The following is a 22,503-nucleotide window of genomic DNA, read 5'->3' on the forward strand; positions in this document are numbered from 1 at the left end:
CGGCATCCGCTAGAATGGTTCGATGCCCCCATCGGGGTAAGAGCTGAATATGGAGGCCGTTATGGACATTGATCTCTCGCTGTTGCGCACGATTGAGCGTGAGAAGGAAATTCCCTTCGCCGAGCTTGCGCACATTATTGAGCAGGCTGTGTTGACTGCCTACGCCAAGCACACGTCGCCCGACGATGAACTTCCGGAGGGCGCTCGCGCGGCTCTCGATCACAAGACCGGCCACGTTGCCGTCTACCTTCCCGTCACCGACGAAGAGGGCGCCGTCATTGGCGAAGAAGAGACGATGCCAGACGATTTCGGTCGTATCGCCGCCTTCGCTGCCAAGCAGGTCATCAGCCAGCGTCTGCGCGATATCGCCGATGACGCCGTGCTGGGTGAGTTCCGCGCCAAGGAGGGTGACATCGTCGCCGGTGTCATTCAGCAGGGTCCTAACCCCAAGATGATTCACGTTGACCTGGGTTCGGTTGAGGCGATTCTGCCGCCCGAAGAGCAGGTTTCGACGGAGGAATACACGCACGGCTCACGCCTGCGCGTGTACGTCACGAGCGTCGCAAAGGGCAACAAGGGGCCGCAGATCACCGTCTCGCGCACGCACCCCGGCCTGGTTCGCAAGCTCTTCGCGCTCGAAGTTCCGGAAATCGCGCAGGGCCTGGTGGAGATCGTGTCGCTTGCCCGCGAGGCTGGTCACCGCACCAAGATCGCCGTCGTCGCGAAAGACCCTTCGATCAACGCCAAGGGTGCTTGCATCGGTGAGATGGGTCGCCGTGTGCGCGCCGTCACCGAAGAGCTCTCCGGGGAGAAGATCGACATCATCGACTACAACCCGGAGCTTGCCGCATTCGTTGCGCAGGCGCTGTCGCCGGCCAAGGTGACGAGCGCGTTCATCCTTGACGCGCAGACCAAGGCCGTTCGCGCCCTGGTTCCGGACTACCAGCTCTCGCTCGCCATCGGCAAGGAGGGCCAGAACGCTCGTCTGGCCGCCAAGCTGACCGGCGCGAAGATCGACATCCAGCCGGACTCCATTCTCGACGAGAACTAGTCCACGCATCCGCGACTCGTGCGCCGCCACACAAGGGTTGGCGCGCGAGCCATCGCGGGGGAGGTGTAAGATGGAACCCGTACGAACGTGTGTCGGTTGCCGATCACACGGTTCTCGCTCCTCACTTCTGAGGGTTACCATCCAAGACAATCGGCTCGTCATCGACGAGCGGAAAGTGCTGGGCGGCAGAGGATCGTGGGTGCATGACGAGGTAAGTTGCCTCGCCAAGGCGATCGGGCGCAAAGCGTTCGTACGGGCACTGCGAGTATCGGGTTCGCCCGATACACAGACCATCGAGAAACGGCTGAACGGCTATGGAAACAAAGTGAACGGCTCGAAATGAGACCCGTCCGCCAATAGGTCTGCCCTGCCTGGGTAGACCCAGACAGGAGAATCAGTGGCTGCCAAACCACGCGTGCATGAAATTGCCTCCGAATTCGGAGTAGACAGCAAGCATGCACTGGCCAAGTTGAAAGAACTTGGCGAGTTCGTGAAGAGTATTTCTTCAACTATTGAACCGCCCGTTGCGCGCAAGCTTCGCGCTGCGCTTGAGGCGGAGGGCGCTGCGGCTGCTGCCGCACCCGCAGCTGATGCTGCGGCGAAGCCCGCTACCAAGGCTCCGCCCGCAAAGACCGCAGCGGCAAAGCCCGCTGCTGCAAAGCCTGGTCCGAAGCCCGGCCCGAAGCCTGCTCCCAAGCCTGCTCCGGCCCCCGAAGCTCCGGCTGCAGAAGCTCCGGCCGCTGAGGCGCCGGCTGCTGACAAGCCCGCCGCTGATGGTGGCGCAGGCAAGGGCGCGCCCAAGCCTGGCGCTCCGGCACCCAAGGCTCCCGCACCCGCACCGCGCCCCGGTGGCACCCCGCGTCCTGGCAACAACCCGTTCGCTTCGGCGCAGGGTATGGGCCAGCGTCCCGCAGGTCCTCGCCCCGGTAACAACCCCTTCGCTTCGGCGCAGGGCATGGGCCAGCGCCCGACGCCGGGTAACATCCCGCGTCCGCAGGCTCCGCGTCCCGGCGCCCCGCGCCCGGGTGCTCCGCGCCCGGGTGGCGCAGGTCGCCCCGGTGGTGGCGGTCGCCCAGGTGCACCGTTCCAGCAGCGTCCCGGTGGCGCCGGTGGTGCAGGTCGCCCCGGTGGCGGCGGCGGTGGATTCCAGCGTCCCGGCGGCGGAACCGGTGGTCCCGGTGCTGGCGGCGGCGGATTCGCTGGTCGTCCCGGTCCTGGTGGTCGTGGCCGCGGCGGAACCGCTGGTGCCTTTGGTAAGGGCGGCGGCAAGTCAAAGCAGCGTAAGTCGCGTCGTGCGAAGCGCCAAGAGTTTGAAATGCGGGATGCGCCGCTCGTTGGTGGCGTTAACGTTTCGCGCGGTAACGGTGAGATCATTCGCCTGCGTCGCGGATCGTCGATCGCAGACTTCGCCGACAAGATCGAGACCCTGACGGGCTACACGGTTCAGCCGGGTACCCTCGTCACGATTCTCTTCAACCTGGGCGAGATGGCGACAGCAACGGAGTCTCTCGACGAGGCAACGTTTGAGGTTCTTGGCGCCGAGCTCGGCTACAAGATCGTCATGGTCTCGCCAGAAGACGAAGACAAGGAGCTCCTTGAGGGCTTCGGTCTCGACCTCGAGTCTGAGCTTGCCGACGAAGACGATGAAGACCTCGAGATTCGTCCGCCGGTCGTCACCGTTATGGGTCACGTTGACCACGGTAAGACGCGCCTGCTTGACGCCATCCGTCAGAGCAACGTTGTCGCGGGTGAAGCCGGCGGCATCACCCAGCACATCGGTGCCTACCAGATCTGGACCGAGCACGAGGGTGTTGAGCGTGCGGTGACGTTCATCGACACCCCGGGTCACGAAGCGTTTACCGCTATGCGTGCCCGTGGTGCTCAGGTCACCGACATTGCGATCCTCGTCGTCGCAGCCGACGACGGCATCATGCCGCAGACGGTTGAGGCATTGAACCACGCACAGGCGGCCGACGTGCCGATCGTGGTTGCCGTCAACAAGATTGACAAGGAAGACGCCAACCCCGCCAAGGTTCGTCAGCAGTTGACCGAGTATGGTCTGGTTGCCGAAGAATACGGTGGAGACGTCATCTTTGTTGACGTGTCGGCACGCAACAACATTGGTATCCAAGAGCTGGTTGACGCTGTCTTGCTGACGGCTGACGCTGGTCTTGACCTGCGCGCTAACCCGAACAAGGATGCCCGCGGTGTCGCTATTGAAGCCAAGCTCGACAAGGGCCGTGGTTCGGTGGCAACCGTGCTCATTCAGTCCGGAACCTTGCGCGTCGGTGACGCGATCGTGGCCGGTACCGCATATGGTCGCGTTCGCGCCATGATCGATGAGAACGGCGAAGCGGTCGACGAGGCCTACCCGTCGCGTCCGGTGCAGGTGCAGGGTCTGAACTCGGTGCCGCGTGCTGGTGACACCTTCATCGTGACCGAGGAAGACCGTACGGCACGTCAGATCGCTGAGAAGCGTGAAGCCGCTGCTCGTAACGCTCAGCTCGCGAAGGCTCGCAAGCGCATCTCGCTCGAAGACTTCACCCGCGCACTCGAAGAGGGCAAGGTTGAGTCGCTCAACCTCATCATCAAGGGTGACGTTTCGGGTGCTGTTGAAGCTCTCGAAGAGTCGTTGCTCAAGATCGAGGTCGACAACTCCGTTCAGCTGCGCATCCTGCACCGCGGTGTGGGCGCGATCACGGCGAGCGACGTTGACCTGGCAACGATCGATAACGCCATCATCGTGGGCTTCAACGTTCGCCCCGATGTCAAGGCACGCGAGCGCGCTCAGCGTGAAGGCGTCGACATCCGCTTCTACTCGGTGATCTACTCCGCGATCGACGACATTGAGAATGCACTTAAGGGCATGCTCAAGCCGGAGTTCGAAGAGGTTCAGTCGGGTGTGGCCGAGATCCGTGAGGTCTTCCGCTCCTCGAAGTTCGGCAACATCGCCGGTGTCATCGTGCGATCGGGAACCATCACCCGAAACGCGAAGGCACGCGTTATCCGCGACGGCGTGGTTCTTGCAGACGGCCTGGCGATCGAATCGCTGCGCCGCTTCAAGGATGACGTCACTGAGGTTCGTACCGACTTCGAAGCCGGTATCGGCCTCGGCAAGTACAACGACATTCAGATCGGTGACGAGATCGAAACCACTGAAATGGTTGAGAAGCCCCGCGCCTAAGATCAAGACGAGGCCGCGTGAGTGTTCACTCACGCGGCCTCGTCATCTCTTTTGCAGTACGCTCCCAACAGATCTGTTGCCGCAACGGCACAAGAGGAGGACAACATGGCTGGTGAACGTCAAGGACGATTGGCCGACCGCATCCGCGTGATTCTCGCGGAACGCCTCGACAAGGGTTTGCGAGACCCGCGCCTCGGCTTCGTGACCATCACAGAAGTTCGGGTCACGGGCGACCTGCAGCACGCGTCGGTGTTCTACACGGTGCTGGGCACCGATGAAGAGCGTGCCGACAGCGCCGCGGCTTTGACCGCAGCGACGGGCATGCTTCGCAAGGAGGTCGGCAAGCACCTCGGTGTGCGCCTGGTTCCGACGTTGGAGTTCATCTCTGACGCTCTGCCGGAGAACGCCGATCACATCTCCGCGCTGTTGCGCGAAGCGCGTGAGCGTGACGAGGCGGTGGCGGGACTCGCCGCAAACGCTCAGTACGCTGGCGAAGAAGACCCCTATCAGAAGCCCCGAGAGGCTGACGACGAAGACTGACGCAGACCAACACCAAGTCTGCATACGACGAGCGCCGCCCCACGCTGAGTGTGGCGGCGCTCGTCGTATCAGCGCGTGAGTTACGCGCGCGTAAGCCGAGGGTTAAGCAGGGCCGCGGCAATGACCAGGGCCGCACCCGTGACCAGCGCGACCGCGTAGCCATTGGTTCCGGCGACCAGCGCAATGGTTCCCAGCACCGCCACACCCAGGCCGCTGCCGAGCGCGAAGCCAACCTCTTGAATCGCGCCCACCTGCCCGGCCTGCTCGGGGTGAGTGGCGTCAAAGAGTGCGGCGGCGGTCAGCGTGCCGATGAGGCCAAAGCCGAAGCCCGCAAACAGGAGCGCGCCAACGAGGCTGGCGGGGTCGGTTGCCAGCCACACGAGGCCTATGGCTTGCATCGCCAGAGCTGCGACCGTGAGTGCATTGCTCGAGAGCCATCGCAACAGGGTTGGTGCAAGCACGCCGCCGATGGCAATCATGATCGCTTGCGGCAGCAGTGCGAAACCGGCGGTGAGGGCCGTCTCGCCGCGGGCATCTTGCAGGTGCAAGCTCACCAGATACACGGTCGCGGCCGACGCGCCGGTGCCAGCAATAATGCGCACGTAGGCGATGGAGAAGTCGCGAATGCGGAACAGTCCAACATCAATAAACGGATCGCTCAGTTGCCGTTGTCGGCGCACGAAGGTGACGCCGGCGGCCGCGCCGATCACGCCAACAACGATCGCGACGACCGGCTCCAGCGCGACGTGCTGCAGGGCATAGACCAGCCCACCGAGCGCGATGATCGATGTCACGATGCTGAGAGCGTCCCAGTGCGGTGCGCGGGCGGTGCGGGTATTCGGAACTAGAAACAGCGCCAGCAGCAGCGCAATGATCGCCAGCGGAATGCCGCCATAAAGCGTCCACCGCCAGCCAGGGCCTTCGGCAAGAATGCCGCCGGCAACCGGCCCGAAGGCACTGCCTGCACCGAACGTCGCCGTCCACAGACCATAGGCGAGTACGCGCTCACCCGGCTGAAACACCGCACCAATTGTCGAGACGACGCTGGCAATGACCATCGCCTCGCTCGCGCCGAGGAGTGCCCGCATGATGATGAGCACCAAGACCGAGTCAGTCATGCCGCCGATCAGGTTGAAGGCGGCGAATCCTACGAGACCAAGCATCATGACGGTGCGACGGCCAAACTGGTCACCCGCGCGAGCGGCGATGACGAGCGTCACGGCGAGTGCGAGCGGATAGATATCGACAATCCAGATCGCTGCCGCGTCAGTCATGTGCATGTCAGAGCGCATCGCGGGCAATGCGGTGGTGGTGGCGCTGATGGCGAGCGCGCCAATCAGCACGCCCAAGAGCATCGGAACCATCGCAAGCCACGTGCGGGCCGAGGAGCGATGCTGAGGGGGAGTGGTCACACGTCTATTGTCGCGCCCGCGCGTGCCGTCGAACGCCCGTCGCCTGCAAGACGTGCCATGTCGCCAACGGTCTCAATGAGCCCGTCAGCGAGCAGGGTCAGGATGGCGCGGTCACGCTGATCGGAGTCTGGCCAGTGCGTCACGAGCGCATCGACGAGAACCCCGGAACCATCGGCTGCGCGAAGCTCGGCAAGCACGGCCCCGCGCGCCTGACGGTCAGAGCCCTCGTATTTAGCTTGCTTGGGTCGCGTATCGCCGGTGTCCGGGTAACCGGCCGCTCGCCACGCGCACAACGACGCTAGCGGGCAGAGCTCGCACCGTGCGCTTCGCGCCGTACACACCACCGCCCCCAACTCCATAGCCGCGGCATTCACGATCGCGGCAGCTATTGGTTCCGTCGGCAAGATCTCGGCCATGACGGCGAGGTCGCGTTTGGCGGCCGGGCCTGGCTGGCTCTTGCCCTCAATGGCGCGAGCCAGCACCCGTCGGGTATTGGTGTCTACGACCGGCACGCGCTCCCCGTACGCGAACGCCGCGACGGCCCTCGCGGTGTAATCACCGATGCCGGGGAGAGCCAGGAGCGCGTCAACATCGCGCGGGATTACGCCGCCATGGCGTGCGGTGATTTCGACCGCAGCCTGGTGCAACCACATCGCGCGGCGCGGGTAGCCAAGATTGGCCCACGCCCGCACAGCATCGGCAACCGGCGCCGCCGCGAGGTGCGCGGGTGTTGGCCACCGCATCAGCCACTCTTCGAGCCGTGGAATCACCCGGGTGACGGGCGTCTGTTGCAGCATGAATTCGCTCACCAAGATGCCCCACGCCCCAAAGTCAGGGTCGCGCCACGGCAGGTCACGCGCGTTCTCGCGGTACCAATCGATCAGTGGGGGAGCGAGCCGGTGCACCCTTCCACTGTAGGGTCACGCGGGCCGACTGGTCGTAGGCTAGAGGCATGCGCTTGCCCATCACACCAGCGAACACGCTCTTGCGTGAGCTTCGCGGCGAACTGCGTCAGCTGTATCCGGCCGGGCGCATCGTCGTCGCGATCGACGGGATCGATGCCCAGGCCGTCGACGCCTTCGCGTCGCAGTTTGTTCAGATCATCGAAGAAGACAACGTCGCGGCTTTTCACGCCCGGCTGCGCGATTTTCACCTGTCTCGGGCAGATCAGGCCGAACGTGGCGTCATTGTTGATGAAGACGCTGTCCGCCGAGCCCTCATCGACCCGTTTCGCAGCGGCGCACTCGATTCCGCGACCAGCGGGTTCCAACTCGGTACGTGGGACGCGAATCGCGATGCGCCATTGGAGTCGCGGTGGGTGACGGCGCCGGCGGATGCGGTGCTGGTATTGAGTGGAACCGGCGTGCTGGCACCCGAGCTGCGCGGGTTGGCGAACTGGTCGATCTGGCTTGAAACGGCAGAGAACGCGTTGGCGCATCGACCGGGACGGACGGCCGAGCGGCCGTACACCGACGCGGAATTCGCCTACCTGAAGAATGCAAAGCCTGCGGGAGTCGCATCGGTCATGGTCGATAACACCAACCCGGCGGTGCCCACCCAGATTTATCGAGACTTCTGCTGATGGCGTCGAACGACAAGCCGCGACCAGCGGCGCAGATTGTGCTGGTCGACAAGCCTGGCGGCATGACAAGCCACGATGTGGTGAGCCGCGCCCGCCGCGCCATCGGCACCCGCAAAATCGGGCATGCTGGCACGCTGGACCCCATGGCTACCGGCCTGCTCGTGCTCGGCGTTGAGGGCGGCACGCGCCTGCTCACCTACCTCGTTGGGCTCGACAAGACGTATGAGGCGACGATCCGGCTGGGCCAAGCGACCACAACGGATGACGCCGAGGGCGAGGTGGTTGCCAGCACCGACGCTAGCGACATTTCTGACGCCGCTATTGCCGAGGGTATTGCTGCGCTCACCGGAACCATCTCGCAGGTTCCGAGTTCGGTTTCGGCCATCAAGGTCGGTGGAAAACGTGCCTACGATCTGGTGCGCGCGGGTGAAGAAGTGCAACTCAAATCGCGCGACGTGACGGTATCGCGATTCGCCGTGGTCGCACAGCGCCGCGACGGCGCCGTGATCGACCTGGACGTTGTCGTTGACTGCTCCAGCGGCACCTACATTCGTGCGCTCGCTCGTGATCTCGGTGCGGGTCTGGGCGTTGGTGGACATTTGACCGCCCTGCGGCGCACCCACGTTGGCCCTTTTGAGGTGGCGCAGGCAAGCGATGCCGACAGCATTGGTTCCGTCTCTCTACAGCCAGCGGCGGCGGCAGGGCTGGTCATGCCGGTCATCGCCACCACCGCCGATGAGGCGCGTGACCTCCGCCAGGGCAAGAAGATTGCAGGCGCCGACCGATCGGCAAGCTATCCGGCCGCCGCCATTGATCCAGATGGTGAGCTCATCGGCGTCGTGGAGCGGCGAGGAACAACCGTGAAGAGCATCATGAATATGCCGGAGGTTCAGGCGTGATCACCTGGTTTACGTTCACCGTGGTGGCGATTACGGCGCTCGCCGCGCTGATTTGCATCGTGATGGGGCTCTGGGGCAAGGTACCTAGCGACCTCACGGTCGGTGCCATCGCGCTCGTCGAAGTGTTGCTGCTGGTGCAGGTTGTGATCGCGATCATCGCCCCGTTCGCCGGCAATCCGCCAGCGGGGAGCCTGCTGGAGTTTTGGACCTACCTGATCTCGGCGGTGCTGCTGCCGGTCGGCGGCGTGGTCTGGGCATTCGTTGACCGCACCAAGTGGTCAACCGTGATCATGGGTGTTGTGGCCATCGCTGTTGCCATCATGATGTGGCGCATGGAAGTCATCTGGACGGTCACCACTCCGGTTACCGGCGCCTAAGATTGTCTAGTGACTTCTGAAGCAACGCCCGTCAATCGACGCATGACCGGCATCGGTCGGGTCTTGGTGATCCTCTACGCCATCATGGCGCTGGGTGCAAGTGGCCGCTCTTTTGTGCAGATTGCGGAGAAGTTTTACGAGGCCCCGCTTGCGTACACGCTGTCGGCCGCCTCCGCGGTGGTTTACATTCTCGCGACGCTGGCGCTGATCTTCGCCGGGCGTCCGGGGTGGTACCTCGTCGCCTGGGTGGCGATTGTCTTTGAGTTGGTCGGGGTGTTGGCGATCGGAACCCTCAGCATTGTGATGCCGGATCTGTTCGCTCACGACACGGTGTGGTCGTACTACGGTCGCGGATACGTCTGGATTCCGCTGGTGCTGCCGGTGTTGGGGCTGTGGTGGTTGACGACACACAAGCCGGCGCCCGTGGCCGCCAGCCGTGAGCAGGTCGCTGCATGATCGTCTTCACCGATCCGAACGAGATTCCCGCCGACTTTGGTCCGACGGTCGTCGCGATCGGAAAATTCGATGGCGTGCACACGGGGCATCGTCTCGTGCTGGAGAAGGCGATTGCCGATGCTCGCCTCCGCGGCGCGAAGACCGTCGCCGTGACTTTTGACCGAAACCCGCTGGCGTTGCTGCGCCCCGAGCTGTGCCCGACCGAATTGGTCAGCCTTGCGCAAAAGATCGAGCTGCTCGGCGGCACCGGCATCGATGCCGTCTTGGTTCTCACCTTCGATGAGGCGATGGCCCAGGTAACAGCAGAAGAGTTCGTCGAGCGGGTACTCGTCGCAAACCTCAACGCCAAGACGGTGCTGCTCGGGCATGACTTCCGCTTTGGCCACCGTGGTGCAGGCGATCCCGAGCTCCTTCGCCGTATGGGTGAGACCTTCGACTTCACCGTCGACGCCGTTGGGGACGTCACCGACGAGGGCGACCGAGTATCGTCCACGCGCATTCGTGAGCTTCTTGCCGAGGGCGACGTTGCAACGGCAGCACGGCTACTCGGCCGGCCGCATGCCGTTGCCGGAGAGGTGGTTCACGGCCTCAAGCGCGGTCGAGAACTCGGCTTTCCCACCGCCAACCTGTCGCCGCAAAGCCAGGGCGATGTTCCGGCTGACGGGGTGTACGCCGGATGGTTGCTCACCGAAGACGGCATTCATCGCCGCGCCGCGATCTCGGTTGGCATTAACCCGACGTTCGATGACGTGGAGGTTCGTCAGGTTGAGGCGTACGTGCTCGACGAGACCGATCTCGACCTCTACGGCCAGCAGGTCGTCGTTGAGTTTGTCGAACGCATCCGTGGCATGGTCGCCTTCCGCGGCATTCCGGCACTTATTGAGCAGATGACGGACGACGTCGAGCGTACGCGTCAGATTCTGTCGTAGCGCCTGCGCCCGCATCGCACCCTTCGCCGCCACGTGCGCGACTGTCGGTGTTTGTCGCGCCTGCGCACCCGCGCACGGAGGCATGCTCATATGAGCAAATCCAGCAACTAATGTTGATTTGAGCATTCCGCGGGGCTACCGTTTTAGGTGATGGATGAGCTACTTGCCGTGCGCGTCGCCGAGCTCTATTACGAAGAGAACAAGACGCAAGACGAAGTCGGTGCACTACTAGGCATCTCACGCTGGAAGGTGGGACGCCTGCTGACGGCCGCCCGCGAAGCAGGCATCGTACGCATCGAAATCATTCACCCTCGTGCCCGCCGACTCGGCCTCGAACGCGATTTGCGCGAACACTTCAATCTTGCGGACGCTGTCGTGGTTCCGCGGCCCGAAGGCGCAGACGCCGGCAGCGCCGTGGCACAAGCCGGCGCCGACTATCTCGCCGCAATGCGCCCCGTGCCGAAGATTCTCGGCGTGAGCTGGGGCCGTACCCTCACGGCCGTTGCCGAACGCTTGCCGGAGGCCTGGGCGACCGGCGTCACGGTGGTGCAAATCAACGGCGGAGTGACCCTCAATCGACGCGCTGGCACTGCTGCCACCCTCGCATCGACGATCGCGCAAAAGGGGCGAGGCGAAGTGGTACTGCTGCCGGGCCCCGCCATTTTGGAACGCCGCGAGACGAAGGAAGCCATCATGGCTGACCGCACCGTTGCGGGCGTTTTTGACCTGGCTCGTCGCGCCGATGCCTACCTGTATTCGGCGGGAGTTGACGACTCACACTCGGCCCTGATCGAGAGCGGCTACTTGCGCGGAAGTGAGGTCGCGTTGCTTGCCAGCAAGGGAGCAGTCGGCGACATCACCGGCCGCTATATCGACGCCAACGGCAACATTGTTGACCCGGCTCTTGACGCCCGCACCCTCGGGCTTGAACTTGACACACTGCGCACAGCGCAACGCGGCATCTTTGTGGTGTCGGGTGAAGCGAAGCGTGACATCGCCCGGGCCGTTGTAGTTAACGGCCTGTGCTCCATCCTCATTACAGACGAGGGCACCGCCCGTGACCTGTTGGAGAACGAATGAACAACATTAGTACTGACCTAGCGCTGCGTGCGCGGGCGGTCGAAATTCTCGGTGGTGAACCGAGCAACGAGGCGCTTCGTCGCTTCTTGCACGGTCTGCCGGGTGTCGACGCTGTCGGCTTGGAACAGCGCGCCGCCGCCCTGGGCACGCGCTCGATCAAGACGAGCTCGAAGGCGTGGGCGCTTGACCGCATCATTGAGCTCATCGACCTGACCACGCTTGAGGGCGCCGACACTCCGGGCAAGGTTCGCTCGCTCGTTGCGAAAGCCATGCACCCCGATGCCTCGGACCCGAGCTGCCCGCGGCCCGCAGCTGTCTGCGTGTATGGCGACATGGTTCCGTATGCCGTTGCGGCGCTCGGAACCATGCACGGCGACCCCGATAACGGCAAGATTTCGGTGGCGGCCGTTGCGACGGCGTTCCCCTCTGGCCGCTCATCGCTCGCGATCAAGCTTGCCGACACGGCGGATGCCGTCGCCGCCGGTGCCGATGAAATCGACATGGTCATCGACCGTGGCGCGTTTCTCGCCGGCGACTACGCCTTCGTCTATGACCAGATCGTGCAGGTGAAAGAGGCCTGCCGCCGCGAGGATGGCAGCTATGCGTCCCTCAAGGTGATTCTGGAGACGGGCGAGCTCAACACTTACGACAACGTGAAGCGCGCGTCGTGGCTGTCGATTCTTGCCGGTGGCGACTTCATTAAGACGTCCACCGGAAAGGTGCAGCCGGCCGCGACCCTGCCGGTGACGCTGCTGATGCTTGAAGTCGTGCGCGATTGGCACCGGCTTACCGGAGAGAAGATCGGCGTGAAGCCGGCCGGCGGCATCAGCTCAGCCAAAGACGCGATTAAGTACGTCGTTACGGTGGCTGAGACGCTGGGCGAGGAGTGGCTGGTTCCGCACCTGTTCCGCTTCGGCGCCTCGAGCCTCCTCAACGACGTGTTGATGCAGCGCCAGAAGATGACAACCGGACACTACTCCGGACCCGACTACTTGACGATCGCCTGAGGCCAACATGAGCTTTCTTGAATACGCACCCGCGCCCGAGTCGCGCTCGGTGCTGAACCTGCAGTCCGAGTACGGACTGTTCATCAACGGCGAGTTCCGCGAAGGTAACGGAACCAGCTTCGCCAGCATCAACCCCGCAGACGAAACCAAGATCACGATGATCTCGGCCGCTGACGAGGCCGACGTTGACGCCGCGGTCGCGGCCGCACGCACGGCGTTTGAGAAGACCTGGTCGAAGATGAGCGGGCGCGACCGCGGCAAGTACCTGTTCCGCATCGCACGCATCATTCAGGAGCGTGCACGCGAGCTGGCTGTCGCCGAATCGCTCGACAACGGCAAGCCCATCAAGGAGAGCCGCGACGTCGATGTTCCGCTCGTCGCCGCCTGGTTCTTCTACTACGCCGGCTGGGCAGACAAGCTTGACTACGCGGGCCTGGGCGCAAACCCCCGCGCGCTGGGCGTTGCCGGTCAGGTAATTCCGTGGAACTTCCCGCTGCTGATGCTGGCGTGGAAGGTTGCTCCCGCACTTGCGGCAGGCAACACCGTGGTCCTCAAGCCTGCAGAGACAACCTCCCTCACGGCGCTGTTGTTTGCCGAGATCGTGCAGCAGGCAGGCCTTCCTGCCGGTGTCGTCAACATCGTGACGGGTGCCGGAGCAACCGGTGCAGCCCTGGTGCGCCACCGCGACATCAACAAGGTCGCGTTCACCGGCTCGACCGCCGTTGGCCGCGAAATCGCCAAGACGGTGGCTGGCACCGACAAGAGCCTGACCCTGGAGTTGGGTGGCAAGGCCGCCAACATTGTGTTTGATGACGCGCCGCTTGAGCAGGCTGTTGAAGGCATCGTCAACGGCATCTTCTTCAACCAGGGTCACGTCTGCTGCGCAGGCTCGCGCCTATTGGTGCAGGAGTCGATTCACGACGAGGTCGTCGATCGCCTGAAGACCCGCCTGCAGACACTTCGTCTGGGTGACCCGCTTGACAAGAACACCGACATCGGTGCCATCAACTCGCGGGAGCAGCTGGAGCGTATTCGTGAGCTCAGCGCCATCGGCGAGGCTGAGGGCGGCGAGCGCTGGAGCCCGGCGTGCGAGATTCCGGAGAACGGTTTCTGGTTTGCCCCGACCATCTTCACCGGGGTGCAGGCTTCGCACCGCATCGCCCGCGAAGAGGTTTTCGGCCCGGTGCTGTCGATTCTGACGTTCCGCACGCCGGGTGAGGCTATTGAGAAGGCCAACAACACGCCGTACGGTCTGTCGGCTGGCATCTGGTCGGATAAGGGATCGCGCATTCTTGCGGTCGCTGACCGTCTGCGTGCCGGCGTCATCTGGGCCAACACGTTCAACCGCTTTGACCCGGCAAGCCCCTTCGGTGGCTACAAGGAGTCCGGCTATGGCCGCGAGGGTGGCCGTCAGGGCCTCGCCGCCTACCTGAAGGGAGCATCCGCATGAGCAAGCGTCTCACGGTTCCGAAGACCTACAAATTGGCTATCGGTGGCGCGTTTCCGCGCAGCGAATCGGGCCGCACCTACGAGGTAACCTCGCCGAGCGGAGAGTTTCTCGCGAACGCGGCACTCGCCTCGCGCAAGGACGCCCGCGATGCCGTGAAGGCAGCCCGCGCTGCCGTCAAGGGCTGGTCAGGCGCCACCGCATACAACCGCGGCCAGGTGCTGTACCGCATCGCGGAGGTGCTCGAGGGGCGCCGCGCACAGTTCGTGCAGGAGATCGTCGACCAGGAGGGCGTGACGGCGGCCGTCGCCGGCGCGCAGGTCGATGAGGCCATCGACCGCTGGGTTTGGTACGCGGGCTGGTGCGACAAGTTTGCTCAGGTCGCGGGTAACGCCAACCCGGTTTCTGGGCCGTACTTCAACATCTCGGTACCGGAACCAACGGGCGTCGCGGTGATCATTGCGCCGCAGGATTCGGCTCTGCTTGGTCTCGTCTCATCCGTTGCGCCGGCCCTCGTGGCTGGCAACACGGTCGTCGTGATTGCCAGTGAGAAGTTTCCGCTGTCGGCCATCTCGTTCGCCGAGGTTCTTGCTACCAGCGATGTTCCGGGTGGCGTCGTTAATGTGCTCACCGGCTCCCCAGCCGAGATGGCGCCGTGGCTTGCCTCACACCAAGACGTCAACGCGCTTGACCTCGTCGGTGCGGATGACCTCGATTGGGTTGACCTGCAGCAGCGTGCAGCCGAAACGCTCAAGCGCGTGACCTCGCCCGAGCGTGGCGCGTCGGCTACTGCACCTGCGCTGTCGCGCATCACGTTCTTTACCGAGACGAAGACGGTGTGGCACACCAAGTCGATGATTTAGTGCGCTGACTCGCCAGGTGGCGGAAGGGCAATGACCCGGGCGGTTTCGACCGCTTGGGTCATTGTGTTTTGGCCGCGACGGTCTGATGAGTAGTGGGGGGCCTGTTCTTTTTGAACTTTCGTTCGCGCATTGGGAATACCCCTGGGGGGTATACACTTGACCTTAGTGAGCGATGAACAATCGCGATGGCACGACAACAAGGAGCATCATGACCACCCAGGCTTATCTCGTAGAGGGAATGACATGCGGACACTGCGCCGGATCAGTCACCACCGAGGTTTCCGGCGTCGCTGGCGTTGAAAACGCCGTGGTTGACCTCGGCGCAAAGACGGTCACCGTCACCGGCGACGTCAGCGATGACGCCGTTGCTGCGGCCGTCGCCGAAGCTGGCTACACGTTCGCAGGTCGCGCGTGAGTACGGCCCTGCACGCCGATGATGAGCTTCGCGCGGCGACGCTCGACATCGAAGGAATGACCTGCGCGAGCTGCGTTGCTCGCGTTGAGAAACGCCTCGCGTCGGTCGCGGGTGTGCAGGCCGCCGTTAATCTCGCGACCGAATCTGCCAAGGTCTCGATTCCGGCCGGCGTGAGCGACGACGATCTCATCGCCGCCGTCGAATCGGCAGGCTACGGCGCACGCGTTCGGGCGGCGGGGTCCAAGCCCGCCGCCATGGACGAACATGATCACGCCGACGAGGGGCGCACCAAACTCGGTACCCGTCTGCTGGTCTCTGCGATTCTTGCCGTTCCGGTGATCGCGACCGGCATGGTTCCGGCACTCCAATTTCCGGGTTGGCAGTGGATGGCGATGGTGCTCACCATCCCGATCGTGGTGTGGGGCGGCTGGCCGTTCCATCGGGCCACGTTCCAAAATGCCCGTCACGGCACGGCGACCATGGATACCCTCATCACACTCGGCACGTCGGCCGCGCTGATCTGGAGCGTCTGGGCCATGTTCTTCGGCAACGCCGGTGAGATCGGCATGACGCATGAGGTCGTGCTGTTTGGTCCGGTGCATGACGCGACTTCGCTCGTGTACTTTGAGGTCGCTGCCGGCGTTACCGTTTTCTTGCTACTCGGCCGCTGGATCGAGCACCGGTCCAAGCGACGCGCGGGCGATGCGCTGCGTGCGCTGATGAACCTCGGCGCAAAGAATGTCACGCTGGCCACGATCGCGGGCGGTGACGGCCCGACCGTGCCGATCGATGAGCTGCAGGTCGGCGACCGGTTTGTGGCGCGGCCTGGAGAGAAAATCGCGACTGACGGAATGGTGGTTTCGGGCGCCGCAGCCGTTGATGCCAGCATGCTCTCTGGCGAAAGCGAACCTGTCGCGGTCGAAACCGGATCAATCGTCACCGGCGGCACCATCGCCACCGACGGACGCCTCGTGGTGGAGGCCACCGCGGTCGGCGAGAACACGCGCCTCGCGGCCATGGCTCGCCTGGTCGAAGACGCACAAACGGGCAAGAGCGCCGTGCAACGCCTCGCCGATCGTATTTCGGGTGTCTTCGTACCCATCGTGATACTGCTTTCGATCATCACGCTCGTCGCGTGGATCGTATTTGGTGGTTCTGTCGCCGCAGGCTTCACCGCCGCCGTCGCGGTGCTGATCATCGCCTGCCCGTGCGCGCTCGGCTTGGCAACGCCCGTCGCGATTCTCGTTGGCACCGGCCGCGGCGCCCAGCTCGGAATCTTGATCACCGGCCCAGAAGCGATTGAATCGGCGGGGCGCATCGACACGCTGTTCGCAGACAAGACCGGAACCATCACCACCGGAACCATGACCCTGGTGTCGTTTGTGACGGTGGCGGGAGTCGAGCGCGACGACTTCTTGCGAAGCGTCGCAGCCATCGAGGCGTCATCGGAGCACCCGGTCGCGCGGGCCATCGTGACGGCCGCGTCTGAGGTTCCGCTCGCTACTGACTTCGTATCGACTGCGGGCCGTGGCGTCGCCGGAACCGTTGACGGCGTTGCGGTGTTCGCTCGCCGATTGGACGTGGGGGAGTTGGAGACGCTTCCGCTCGCCCTCGCCGAGGCCATCCGCGAAGCCGCCACCACCACCATCGTTGCTGGCCGCGTCGACGACGGGCGTGAGGTCGTTCAAGGCGTGTTGTTTGTTGCCGATGCGGTGCGCGATGACAGCGCCGAGGCGGTTGCTCAATTGCGAAAGTTGGGCGTCGAAGTGCAAATGCTCACCGGCGACAATGAGGCGGCCGCTCTGCGCGCCGCCGAGGCCGTTGGCATCACGCAGATCACTGCTGGCGTTACCCCCGAGGGCAAGATTGCGGCCGTGCGCGCGGCGCAGGCGGCGGGCCGGTCCGTTGCAATGGTCGGCGATGGCGTCAACGATGCGCCGGCTCTTGCCGCGGCTGATCTGGGGCTTGCGATGGGCGGCGGAACCGATGCGGCCATGCACGCCAGCGATATCACGCTGGTGCGGCAGTCGCTGAGTGCCGCGGCCACCGCGATCCGCCTCTCACGCAAGACCATGTCGACGATCCGCGGAAACCTGTTCTGGGCGTTTGGTTACAACGTCGCGGCGATTCCGCTGGCGGCGCTGGGTCTGCTGAACCCCATGCTGGCCGGCGCGGCCATGGCGTTCTCCAGCGTGTTCGTGGTGCTGAACAGTCTGCGTCTTCGCGCGTTTCGTTGAACGGGGCTGACCTTTGTGAGGGTTTAGCCTAGGATGGTTGTGGGGAGTCTTTCGCCCCGTCTCGCTTTCCGCTGAAGCGGAGTCTGCAGACGGGCAGCGCAAGATTGCGCCCTGTCCCGCATATCAGGTGGGCGCTCCCGCATGATTCACGTCGTGGAATCATCCTTATTGCTCCGCTCACACTCAGGAGAAGCATGCCGAGCTCGGCAACAGCATCAGCATCACGGCGGCGCAAGTCGTCGTCTCGTCGCGACGACGACGCCCCCATCATCCCGATCCTCGCGCGCAAAGTGCGCGAGGTTGAGGCCAAAGCGCAAAAAGGCAAGCTCGGGCCGACCAACCGCGTCAAGTTTCAGGTCATTGCCTTCCTCGTGCGCGAAGAGCGCGCCAGGGTCAAGGGTGACGCCGAGATCAGCGACGCAACGCGCGCAGAGCTGCTGAAACGCCTCGACGGCGTCGCACAGATTCTCGCCAAGACGGCAGCGCGCGATACCTCGATCATCCCGCTGCTCGAGGTTGACTCGGCAACGAGCCCCGTTGCCAAGCGCATGCGCCGCGACTGGCTGCTGGAGTCGGGAGCGGAGCTTGCGCCTGACGAATTGATCATCACTGATGTTGCCCCCGTGGCCGTCACTCCCGTGGTTCCGGCAGCCCTCGCCGAACGTCAGGTGACGCCGCCGGCGGTGGAGTCGCGTATTGAGGCGAACCCGTTCTTGACGCCGGACCTGTCGCGCGTGATTCCGAAGGAGACGCCGCGCCGACGCCTCGATGGGTGGGACCTCATGGGCCCGCTTTACAAGGCATTTGAGCAGGGCGCGGGCGGGTCGGTCGCCTCGATGGCGCTCCCCCCGGTTCCGGAGTTCGATCACATCTCGCCCAAGGGTCTTGAGGTGATGGCACACCAGTCCCGGTTCGTCGAGTCGGTGCGCGCCGGCCACCGCTCGTTCTTGCTGGCGGACGAGCCGGGCCTCGGAAAGACGGCGCAGTCGGTTATCGCGGCGTCCGTCGCGAACGCGTACCCGCTGCTCGTCGTGGTTCCGAATGTCGTGAAAATGAACTGGGCGCGTGAGGTCGAGCGCTGGACGCCGCAGCGTCGCGCCACGGTGATTCAGGGTGACGGCGACGCAATCGATGCGTTTGCCGACATCTTTATCGTCAACTACGAGATTTTGGATCGCCACCTGTCATGGTTGGGCAAGATTGGCCTGCGCGGGATGGTGGTAGATGAGGCTCACTTCATCAAGAACCTGTCATCACAGCGGTCGCAGAACGTGCTCGCCCTCGCGAGCCGCGTGCGCGAGCAGACGCCCGGCGGTGACCCGCTCATGATCGCGCTGACGGGTACGCCTCTGATCAATGACGTCGAAGACTTCGACGCGATCTGGCGGTTCTTGGGATGGACGACGGGGGAGAAGCCCGGCTCCGTGCTGATGGAGAAGCTGGACGCGACCGGCTTGACGCCAGCAGATAAGGCCTTCTACCCGGAGGCGCGCGAGGCCGTGATCTCGATGGGTATCGTGCGTCGTAAGAAGAAGGACGTCGCTGCCGATCTGCCAGACAAGCTCGTTGCCGACATGCCGGTGCAGCTTGATGACGAGTTCGGCCGTTCCATCCGGGCTGCAGAGCGCGAGCTGGGCGACCGCATGGCGGCGAAGTACCGCCGCATCATTGAGGCGCGCGGTCGCGAGACCCGCGGCATTGACGAAGACATTGTGCGTCTCGTCGCGCAACACGAGTTTGAAGAGTCGAAGAACGCTGACGCCGGCGGCGACAACGTGTTCACGATGGTGCGCAAGATTGGCCAGGCTAAGGCCGGCCTCGCGGCGGACTACGCCGTGCAACTGCAACGCTCGGTGGGCAAGGTGGTGTTCTTCGCCAAGCACATTGACGTCATGAACCAGGCGGAGTCGCTATTTGCCGTCAACGGGCTCAAGACCGTTTCGGTGCGCGGCGATCAGACGTCAACGGCTCGCCAGGCCGCGATCGACGCGTTCAACAATGACCCCGAAGTGTCCATCGCGGTGTGTTCGCTCACCGCGGCGGGTGTCGGCCTCAACATGCAGGCCGCGTCCAACGTGGTGTTGGCTGAGCTGAGCTGGACGGCCGCCGAGCAGACGCAGGCCATTGACCGCGTGCACCGTATTGGCCAGGACGAGCCGGTAACGGCGTGGCGCATCATCGCGGCCCACACGCTCGACACCAAGATCGCGGAGCTCATCGACCAGAAGCAGGGTCTTGCGCTGCGGGCGCTGGACGGCGTGGTGGTGGAACCCGGATCGCAAGACTCGGTGCAGTTGTCGGCGCTCATGCACCTGCTGCGCGAGGCGCTTCGTCGGTAAGAACCGTCACGAGTGAAAATTCCCACTTCTTAGCAACGAAATTTGCATTTCGCCGCGGGAGGTGGGAATTTTTTCGCGTTTGTGGTGCGGAGCGGCGTAAGAATCGGGAAAATCGGCGGGGGCGGAATGGCGTTCTGTTGCGCTGGCCACTATGGTCGAAACAGGCAGCGTCGCCCGATCCCCTTTCCCTCCCCAGCAAAGCAGGCATCATGAAGATCGGCATTCTGACGTCCGGCGGCGATTGCCCCGGACTCAATGCGGTTATCCGCGGGATCGTTCTCAAGGGAACAACCTCCTACGATCTGGAGTTCGTCGGCATTCGCGACGGTTGGCGCGGCGTGGTGGAGGGCGACTTCGTGCCGCTCACTCGTCATGAGGTGAAGGGCCTGTCGAAGGTGGGCGGCACCATTCTCGGCACGAGCCGCACTAACCCCTATGAGGGAGACCGCGGCGGCGCCGAGAACATCGCTAAGACGCTGTTTGGTCACCGCATTGACGGCATCGTCGCCATCGGCGGCGAGGGAACGCTCGCAGCCGCCGATCGTCTATCAAAAGACGGAATCAAGGTCGTCGGCGTGCCTAAGACCATCGATAACGATCTGCGCGCCACCGACTACTCCTTCGGTTTCGACACCGCGGTGAACATCGCCACCGAAGCTATGGACCGCCTGCGCACCACAGGCGACTCCCACCAGCGCTGCATGGTGGCCGAAGTTATGGGCCGTCACGTTGGCTGGATCGCGCTTCACGCCGGCATGGCGGCTGGCGCACACGCCATCCTCATTCCAGAAAATCCAATGTCGCTTGACGAGATCACCGCACTCGTACAATCCGCTCACGACCGTGGCCGTGCGCCCCTGGTTGTCGTCTCCGAAGGCTTCAAGCTCAAGGGGATGGAAGAGGCGTTCAGTGACAAGGGTCTGGACGCATTCAACCGCCCGCGCCTCGGTGGCATCAGCGAAATTCTGGCCCCCGAAATCGAACGCATCACTGGCATCGAGACGCGCTCCACCGTTCTTGGTCACATTCAGCGCGGCGGCTCACCCTCTGCATTTGACCGCGTGCTGGCCACGCGATTGGGCCTGCATGCCGCAGACGCCATCGTCGACGAAGCCTGGGGTGAAATGGTCGCCCTGCGCGGCACAGACATCGTACGCGTGCCGTTCTCCGACGCCCTCGGCGAGCTGAACACCGTGCCGCAGTACCGCTACGACGAAGCCGCAGCCCTCTTCGGCTAACGTTCGTCGGCCCTGTGCCCTGCGGTGCCGGGGGTCTGTAGTTTTGTGGTTCGTGAGTTCCGGGGTTTCGTGGTTCCGTGCCCCCCGGGGTTTCGGGGTTCCGTGCCCCCTGGGTTCCGGTGCTCCGTGGTTCCGTGGTGTCGGTGCTCCGTGGTTCCGACTTTTCCGATTCTTCTCGGGCCGTGGCGTGCGGTGAGCTTCCCAAATGTCGGAACCGAGGCCGCCACGAAGCGCGAGGGGCCGTGTCTTCGGCGTGTCGTGCATATCGGTCCGACATTTGGCAACCGGAGCCTCCTGCACACTCGGTCGGTCGAGCCATTTTGTCCCCAGTCTTGAGCGGCGGTAATCGCCGGCGCGTGATTCGCCGAGGCTGTTGGGATGACAGACAATCGGGTGATTCTCGAGGCCGGTGGGGTTTGCCGCACGGCGGACCTCATCGCGTCGGGCGTGACCAAGCAAACGATCCGGCGGGCGCTTGACGCGAACCTCCTGGTGCGCGTGCGGCAGGGAATCTACTGCTCGGATGCCAGCCATCTCGCAGCGACGGCTGCACAACACGGCGGAACCATGGCCTGCGTGAGTGCGCTGCGCGCGCATGGTGTGTGGGTGCATGACGAATCGTCAACCCTCCATGTCGGGATTTCACCTCGGGCGCGGAACCATTGGCACGAGGGTTGCGCGTGCGTTGTGCACCGGAGCGCGTTCACGGCGGGGTTGGGAATCACGTCGGTCGCAATCGCACTCGTGCAAGTGGCGCGATGTATGGGTGAAGAGGTGTTTTTCGCCGCACTTGAGTCCGCGCTGAACAAGCGGCTCCTATCGAGCGACGAGCGTGCCTGGATTCGATCCAACGTCACTCGCCGATTCGCAGAGCTTGTCGACTTCGCCCGAAGCGATGCCGAAAGTGGGCTTGAATCTCTGGTTCGTTTGCGGCTTAGTCGGTTGGGCGTCAGCACGCGGACGCAGGTCAGAATCGAGGGTGTTGGCCGCGTCGACCTTGTGATCGGTAACCTCATCGTCGAGCTCGATGGGCGCGAGAATCACGACGGCCCGTCCCAACGCCACAAGGACCTTATGCGTGACGCCAACGCGGCGAAGGCCGGCTGGCGAGTGCTCCGCTTCGACTACGCAATGGTCATCTACGACTGGCCGCTCGTACGCGATACCATCCTGGCGATGCTGTAGCCGCACGATCCGATCGCGTTGCCGTCGCGCCTTGACCGACACTCATCGCGAAATTTCGGACAGCACGTCCGTCGACTTGTACCGCAACCGCGCATACTCCTGCGGCTTCGCTTGCCGCTCCATGGTTCCGCCTCGAGCCGCCGCGCGTATCCCAAATGTCGGAGCGGATGGTGACCCTTGGGCATGCGGGAGCGTTTTTCCGGCGTGTCGCGCCGGGGCGTCCGACATTTGGGCGGCGGAACCGCGGGCTGGCACCCGGCCC

General features: G+C 63.9%; 20 protein-coding genes. 18 read left to right on the forward strand and 2 right to left on the reverse strand.

From position 1 onward, the window contains the following. The first annotated feature begins 61 nt into the window (after window positions 1–61). The 4 genes from nusA (at window position 62) to rbfA (ending at window position 4,775) form a co-directional block, all read left to right on the forward strand. Window positions 62–1,051: a transcription termination factor NusA gene (gene nusA, locus FVP60_RS07940; RefSeq protein WP_147826006.1), complete on the forward strand. Its 990-nt coding sequence runs from the start codon at window positions 62–64 to the stop codon at window positions 1,049–1,051. Between the two features lie 70 nt (window positions 1,052–1,121). Further along, the gene (locus tag FVP60_RS07945) at window positions 1,122–1,394 is read left to right on the forward strand and encodes a YlxR family protein (protein WP_147825734.1); all 273 of its coding nucleotides are present in this window, start codon (window positions 1,122–1,124) and stop codon (window positions 1,392–1,394) included. A gap of 54 nt (window positions 1,395–1,448) precedes the next feature. Beyond that, window positions 1,449–4,235: a translation initiation factor IF-2 gene (gene infB, locus FVP60_RS07950; RefSeq protein WP_246132526.1), complete on the forward strand. Its 2,787-nt coding sequence runs from the start codon at window positions 1,449–1,451 to the stop codon at window positions 4,233–4,235. Window positions 4,236–4,340: 105 nt separating this feature from the next. Further along, the gene (rbfA, locus tag FVP60_RS07955; protein ID WP_147825735.1) at window positions 4,341–4,775 is read left to right on the forward strand and encodes a 30S ribosome-binding factor RbfA; all 435 of its coding nucleotides are present in this window, start codon (window positions 4,341–4,343) and stop codon (window positions 4,773–4,775) included. Window positions 4,776–4,855: 80 nt separating this feature from the next. Here rbfA and FVP60_RS07960 read toward each other — a convergent pair whose 3' ends face one another. Together FVP60_RS07960 and FVP60_RS07965 are read right to left on the reverse strand one after the other, a co-directional pair. Then, the gene (locus FVP60_RS07960; protein WP_147825736.1) at window positions 4,856–6,187 is read right to left on the reverse strand and encodes an MFS transporter; all 1,332 of its coding nucleotides are present in this window, start codon (window positions 6,185–6,187) and stop codon (window positions 4,856–4,858) included. Continuing rightward, the gene (locus FVP60_RS07965; protein ID WP_147825737.1) at window positions 6,184–7,092 is read right to left on the reverse strand and encodes an HhH-GPD family protein; all 909 of its coding nucleotides are present in this window, start codon (window positions 7,090–7,092) and stop codon (window positions 6,184–6,186) included. The genes FVP60_RS07960 and FVP60_RS07965 overlap by 4 nt, the downstream gene beginning before the upstream one ends. Before the next feature lie 47 nt (window positions 7,093–7,139). Between FVP60_RS07965 and FVP60_RS07970 the strand changes: the two genes are divergently transcribed. The 14 genes from FVP60_RS07970 (at window position 7,140) to FVP60_RS08035 (ending at window position 22,241) form a co-directional block, all read left to right on the forward strand. After that, a complete protein-coding gene (locus FVP60_RS07970; RefSeq protein WP_147825738.1) occupies window positions 7,140–7,769 on the forward strand; it encodes a nucleoside/nucleotide kinase family protein in 630 nt (209 codons plus the stop codon). After that, on the forward strand, window positions 7,769–8,668 hold the full coding sequence (truB, locus tag FVP60_RS07975; protein ID WP_147825739.1) for a tRNA pseudouridine(55) synthase TruB: 900 nt from the start codon (window positions 7,769–7,771) through the stop codon (window positions 8,666–8,668). The genes FVP60_RS07970 and truB overlap by 1 nt, the downstream gene beginning before the upstream one ends. Beyond that, complete coding sequence (locus FVP60_RS07980; protein WP_147825740.1) at window positions 8,665–9,045, forward strand: hypothetical protein; 381 nt, start codon at window positions 8,665–8,667, stop codon at window positions 9,043–9,045. Before truB ends, FVP60_RS07980 begins: the two co-directional genes overlap by 4 nt. Window positions 9,046–9,087: 42 nt before the next feature. After that, complete coding sequence (locus tag FVP60_RS07985) at window positions 9,088–9,501, forward strand: hypothetical protein (RefSeq protein ID WP_147826008.1); 414 nt, start codon at window positions 9,088–9,090, stop codon at window positions 9,499–9,501. Then, window positions 9,498–10,430: a bifunctional riboflavin kinase/FAD synthetase gene (locus FVP60_RS07990; protein WP_147825741.1), complete on the forward strand. Its 933-nt coding sequence runs from the start codon at window positions 9,498–9,500 to the stop codon at window positions 10,428–10,430. Before FVP60_RS07985 ends, FVP60_RS07990 begins: the two co-directional genes overlap by 4 nt. Before the next feature lie 150 nt (window positions 10,431–10,580). Continuing rightward, entirely contained in the window at window positions 10,581–11,510 is a 930-nt protein-coding gene (locus FVP60_RS07995; protein ID WP_147825742.1) for a sugar-binding transcriptional regulator, read from the forward strand. Then, window positions 11,507–12,517 (forward strand): deoxyribose-phosphate aldolase, encoded by a 1,011-nt coding sequence (gene deoC / locus FVP60_RS08000; RefSeq protein WP_147825743.1) that lies wholly within the window; start codon window positions 11,507–11,509, stop codon window positions 12,515–12,517. Before FVP60_RS07995 ends, deoC begins: the two co-directional genes overlap by 4 nt. 7 nt (window positions 12,518–12,524) lie before the next feature. After that, window positions 12,525–13,967 (forward strand): aldehyde dehydrogenase family protein, encoded by a 1,443-nt coding sequence (locus tag FVP60_RS08005; RefSeq protein WP_147825744.1) that lies wholly within the window; start codon window positions 12,525–12,527, stop codon window positions 13,965–13,967. Further along, window positions 13,964–14,827 carry an aldehyde dehydrogenase family protein gene (locus FVP60_RS08010; RefSeq protein WP_147825745.1) on the forward strand — a complete coding sequence of 288 codons (864 nt, stop codon included), beginning with the start codon at window positions 13,964–13,966 and terminating at the stop codon, window positions 14,825–14,827. Before FVP60_RS08005 ends, FVP60_RS08010 begins: the two co-directional genes overlap by 4 nt. 208 nt (window positions 14,828–15,035) lie before the next feature. After that, on the forward strand, window positions 15,036–15,242 hold the full coding sequence (locus FVP60_RS08015; protein WP_147825746.1) for a heavy-metal-associated domain-containing protein: 207 nt from the start codon (window positions 15,036–15,038) through the stop codon (window positions 15,240–15,242). Then, window positions 15,239–17,479, forward strand: a complete 2,241-nt coding sequence (locus FVP60_RS08020; protein WP_281289121.1) for a heavy metal translocating P-type ATPase — start codon at window positions 15,239–15,241, stop codon at window positions 17,477–17,479. Before FVP60_RS08015 ends, FVP60_RS08020 begins: the two co-directional genes overlap by 4 nt. Before the next feature lie 194 nt (window positions 17,480–17,673). Next, entirely contained in the window at window positions 17,674–19,818 is a 2,145-nt protein-coding gene (locus tag FVP60_RS08025; protein WP_147825747.1) for a DEAD/DEAH box helicase, read from the forward strand. Window positions 19,819–20,027: 209 nt separating this feature from the next. Further along, window positions 20,028–21,056 carry an ATP-dependent 6-phosphofructokinase gene (locus FVP60_RS08030; RefSeq protein ID WP_147825748.1) on the forward strand — a complete coding sequence of 343 codons (1,029 nt, stop codon included), beginning with the start codon at window positions 20,028–20,030 and terminating at the stop codon, window positions 21,054–21,056. Between the two features lie 378 nt (window positions 21,057–21,434). Further along, window positions 21,435–22,241, forward strand: a complete 807-nt coding sequence (locus FVP60_RS08035) for a type IV toxin-antitoxin system AbiEi family antitoxin domain-containing protein (RefSeq protein WP_147825749.1) — start codon at window positions 21,435–21,437, stop codon at window positions 22,239–22,241. The last annotated feature ends 262 nt before the right edge of the window (window positions 22,242–22,503 follow it).

This window comes from Microbacterium mitrae (assembly GCF_008017445.1).
Taxonomy (GTDB): Bacteria; Actinomycetota; Actinomycetes; order Actinomycetales; family Microbacteriaceae; genus Microbacterium; species Microbacterium mitrae.